Source organism: Immundisolibacter sp. (assembly GCF_041601295.1).
Lineage (GTDB): Bacteria > Pseudomonadota > Gammaproteobacteria > Immundisolibacterales > Immundisolibacteraceae > Immundisolibacter.
In genome coordinates, this window is record NZ_JBFIII010000155.1 from 1 (window position 1) to 4,286 (window position 4,286).

The 4,286-nt window shown below is 63.7% G+C and carries 3 protein-coding genes; 1 reads left to right on the top strand and 2 read right to left on the bottom strand.

Features of this window, described 5'->3' with window-relative positions:
- Positions 1-279: 279 nt before the first annotated feature.
- Positions 280-1,119: a hypothetical protein gene (locus ABZF37_RS13765; protein ID WP_372720885.1), complete on the top strand. Its 840-nt coding sequence runs from the start codon at positions 280-282 to the stop codon at positions 1,117-1,119.
- A 946-nt stretch (positions 1,120-2,065) separates the two neighbouring features.
- On the opposite strand, the gene ubiB is transcribed toward ABZF37_RS13765, so the two are convergent.
- Positions 2,066-3,679: a ubiquinone biosynthesis regulatory protein kinase UbiB gene (gene ubiB, locus ABZF37_RS13770; RefSeq protein ID WP_372720887.1), complete on the bottom strand. Its 1,614-nt coding sequence runs from the start codon at positions 3,677-3,679 to the stop codon at positions 2,066-2,068.
- On the bottom strand, positions 3,676-4,286 hold a 611-nt coding region (locus ABZF37_RS13775; protein WP_372720889.1), incomplete at its 5' end, for an SCP2 domain-containing protein. The genes ABZF37_RS13775 and ubiB, both read right to left, overlap by 4 nt.

Sequence of the window (4,286 nt, forward strand, 5' to 3'; positions counted from 1 at the left end):
GACAAGGCGCGCATCAACGCCAGCGGCTGGATGAAGGCCGGCCCCTGCCGCCCGCCGTACATCACCGCCCCAGCCAACTACCTGGAAGCCGCGGCCAAGGCCGGCAAAGGCTGGGCGGAGCTGTGCGCCAAGGTGCGCGCCGGCGATCTGTAAGCCATAACCAACAGCGCCGGCCTTGGCATTTTCCCAAACCGGCGCCGCTGGCTTGCCGACTGCCCTGCGCCGGCCCATGATCGGCGCCTGAACCACGACCCAAGGCCCACTGCAGGAGTAGCACTCATGCCAACCCAACCCACCGCCGAACAAATAGCCCGCCAGACCTTGCACGTCATGTCACAGGGCGCCTCGGCCCAGCAACGCGTGGTCGATGCCTACATGGCCAAGCGCACCCCGGAACGCGACATCAACTGGGTTGTCATCCAGGCCGCCCGCGAGTTCGGCGCCACCAATATGTACGCCGACCGGGCGCGGCTGGCGCTGGGCACCGGCATCAGCGTGCGCGAGGCCGACCGCTTCGCCGTGATCATGAAGGAAGAGCTCGACCACTACCGGGCCTACATGAACCTGCTCGACCTCACCCTGGGCAAGGGCAAGGAGCCGCCCGACACCGATACGTTCCACTACCTCAACGTCGAATTTACCGCCGAGCACGCCGGCTTTCACGGCGCCTCGGGCGACATCGTGCTGCGCAAGTGGCCCGAGCACCACCGCTTCATGACCATGTGGATGAATATCTACAACACGCTGCCCAAATGGACCTCGCGCCTGCTGATGACCCAGGGCGAGGGCGGCTCGGTCGGCTGGCACTGGTGCATGAGCAACCTGCCCGCGAACGACGAGTTCCTGCGCCTGGCGGCCAAGCTGGAAAAAACCGTGGTCGAGGACGAAATCTTCCACGGCCCGGAAGAAATCAAGGAACTGGCCGCCAGCTTCGACCCCGCGCAGGCCCTGCCCTGGGACGAGACACTCAACCTGGCACGCGAGATGCGCTACCTGGACGTACGCGAACGCAACGAGCAGTTCATGTACCCGCTGGGCGAGGCCGAACTGGAAGACATCCGTCGCGGCATCTTCGAGGACACCCTGGCGCCGAGCAACATCTACGCCGCCGTGGCGTAGCGAAAACGCCGAGACGGGCGGCGCATTCGCCCGCCAGTCGCGTGACTCGCGCCGTCCGTTGCACGCGCGCCCGTATCCGTCATGTGCCTCGCTACCCGTAGTCGGGTCGGGGGTGGACGCAGGATACTCTGCGCGCCACCGCCCTTTGCAACCGAAACGCCTCGCCTTACCGGCGCACGATGCCCACCGGTGTCACCGGTGCCGCCTGCCGTGACACAACATGAAACGCCGCACCCGCTGCACGTATTACGCATAGGGGTGGCTACTGTAATTTTTGACAAAAATGCAATGGCGTCGCTGATCTAGCAGTTTTAAAGTGTTGCCGCAGGTCTGTTGTTGATGTCCTGAGTCCACCTATCACGCGTAAGACACTTTACTAATTAGGCAGTTAGATGAATATTTTTGTTATTTTCACCCTTTAGGAGGTTATATATACACTTTCTAAGGTGTAGATTGCGCGTTGAGCGTCTTTTACTTCAGCCGGGGAGAAATACATGCAGCACGTACTTGCAGCCATTTTGATGCTCGCCACAACAACTGCTCTTGGTCAGGAGTCCACGAGCAAGTCAATGCCGTTTGACCAATGCCTGTTAGTGATTCAAAGGACCGCCACGCAACTTGGAGTCGCGCCAATTAACGTCGTCGAAACTACGGCCGTTCGCATGGTTAGATTCCCAACAGCCGACGGTTCAGTTCTAGTCACTTGCAGCAGGCCAGACCAAAAAATGGTGATGACTGTGTCAAAGAATTAACGACCATCTCAGGGAGCTGCCGAATGAGATTTTCAGTTAGTTATTTATTCGCTCAACAAGGCGCCGCAGTCGACCCACAACCCTTCGGCTTCGCAAGGGGGTTCCGGTCCGCTGAGCTTGGGCGTTAAGCCACCCGGATCGTCCGTCGGGGTCTACGGACGCAGCTGAGTGACTACGCGCGGGGATTGAACAAGCTACCCCCGCCGCGGCCACACCAGCACCAGTGCCAGCCCAAGCAGCGGCCAGATCAGAGCCGGCACGCCCAGCCAGATCGGCTGGGCCAAGCCGGCCAGATGCCACAGCCAGGCGGTGGCGGCGACCAGTCCGGCTCCGCCGATGACGAGCTCCAGGCGCCTTGGCAGGCGCTGGCTTGGGGTAGGCGCCCGCCCACCCGACCGGCGTTGCGTTGCCGTCAGCGCACCGTGTAGCAGATTAGGCAACCGTGGCAGGGTGTCGGCCCACAGCGGCGCTTCTTCGGCCAGGGTGCGGCGCAACGCCCGCCAGCCCATGCGCTCTTGCATCCAGTGCTCCAGAAACGGCTTGGCGGTCCGCCACAGGTCGAGGTCCGGGTACAGACGCCGGCCCAGACCCTCGATGTTGAACAAGGTTTTTTGCAGCAGCACCAGCTGCGGCTGCACCTGTATATCGAAACGCCGCGCCACCTGGAACAGGCGCAGCAGCAATAGCCCGAACGAGATGTCCTTGAGCGGCTTGTCGAAAATGGGCTCGCACACGGCGCGGATGGCGCCCTCGAACTGATCGACCCGCATATCCGCCGGCACCCAGCCAGCCCGCAGATGCGCCTTGGCCACCCTGGCGTAGTCGCGGTTGAAGAAGGCGACGAAATTTTCCGCCAGGTAACCCTGGTCCTGGGCGCTGAGGCTACCCACGATGCCAAAATCGACCGCGATGTACTTCTCGTCCGGGCCGACGAAGATATTGCCCGGATGCATGTCGGCGTGAAAGAAATTGTGCTCGAACACCTGCCGGAAAAAGATTTCCACGCCGCGTTCGGCCAGGCGTTTTAGGTCCACACCGGCCATGCGCATGGCATCGATATTGTCGATGCCGATGCCGTGGATGCGTTCCATCATCATCACGTTCTGGCGCACGTAGTCCCAGTACACCTCGGGTATGTATAGGTCCGCCGAGTTCTCGAAATTACGCCGCAACTGGCTGGCGTTGCCGGCCTCGCGCATCAGGTCGAGCTCGTCGAGCAGCGTCAGCTCGAACTCTCGCACCACCTCCACCGGCCGCAGGCGGCGCGCCTCGCGGACCATGCGCTGCGCAAACCGGGCCAGCAGGTACAGCAAGCGGATGTCGCGCCGAATGCGTGGCGCTATATCCGGGCGCACCACCTTGATGATCACCTCGCGCCCGTCGGGCAGGCGCCCGGCGTGTACCTGGGCAATCGAGGCCGAGGCCAGGGGCGTGTCATCGAACCGGGACAGCACAAGGTCGATCGGCTGGCCATAGGCGGCCTCGATCAGGCGACGCGCCTGGGCCGCCGGAAACGGTGGCACCTGATCCTGCAAGCGCACCAACTCGTCGGCGATGTCGGGTGGCAACAGGTCGCGACGAGTCGACAGGATCTGCCCGAACTTGACGAAGATCGGGCCGAGGCTCTCCAGGGCCAGGCGCAGGCGAACACCACGGGGCTTGCGCCGCCCCCAGCGCCAGGGCAGCAGGGGCAACAGCAAGCGCCCGCCGAACACCCGCGGGTGCCCAAGAATCATTTCGTCGCCACCGGCGCGAGCCAGCACGAACAGCACCCACCACAGGCGCACCAGGCCCGGCAGGCTGGTCATTGCTGACGCAGAGCCAGCAAGGCAACGCGCCGTTCGAGCTCGCTGACGGAATCGTGCAAGGCCCGCACTGCGGCCTGGAAACTGTCCCACTCGGTGGCGCTTATCAGTACCGGCCGCTCGTACTGCAAGAATTCACCAACACTGCGCAGCAGGGAATCGGCACCGTCCCGCACCGCGGCAGCCACGGCGCCAACGGCCTGCGCGCCGCGCTGCGCCAGCAGGTCCCCCAGCCAGGGCACCAGCAGCTCCGGCCAGTCGACGCGCGCCTCGCGCAGCGCATTGGCGAAGGCACTGGCCAGATGCTTGTCGCCATCGACCTGCAAGCCATCCAGTCCGCCACCGGCATGGGCGCGCAACAGATCCGCCAGGCTGCCGCTGATCCGTACATCGACCACTTCCGGCGCCAAAGACAGCCACTGCAGGCCATTGCCATGCGGCGCAAGCGTGAAATGCAGGTCCAAGGCCGGCAGATCCAGGGCAATGACCCGGCCTTCCAAGGCCGCCAGGCGCTCCAGCGTTAGCGGATCGAGCGCCAGCAAGCGGTTCAGAGCCATTTCCAGGGCCGCCAGCGGCAGGCTGGTGGCCGCGCTGGCCGGTGCGTCCGTCA

What these genes read in the sequence shown, in the direction of transcription:
- ABZF37_RS13765 (WP_372720885.1), top strand. Translation starts at nt 280, where the DNA reads ATGCCAACCCAACCCACCGCCGAACAAATAGCCCGCCAGACCTTGCAC.
- ubiB (WP_372720887.1), bottom strand. Translation starts at nt 3,679, where the DNA reads ATGACCAGCCTGCCGGGCCTGGTGCGCCTGTGGTGGGTGCTGTTCGTG.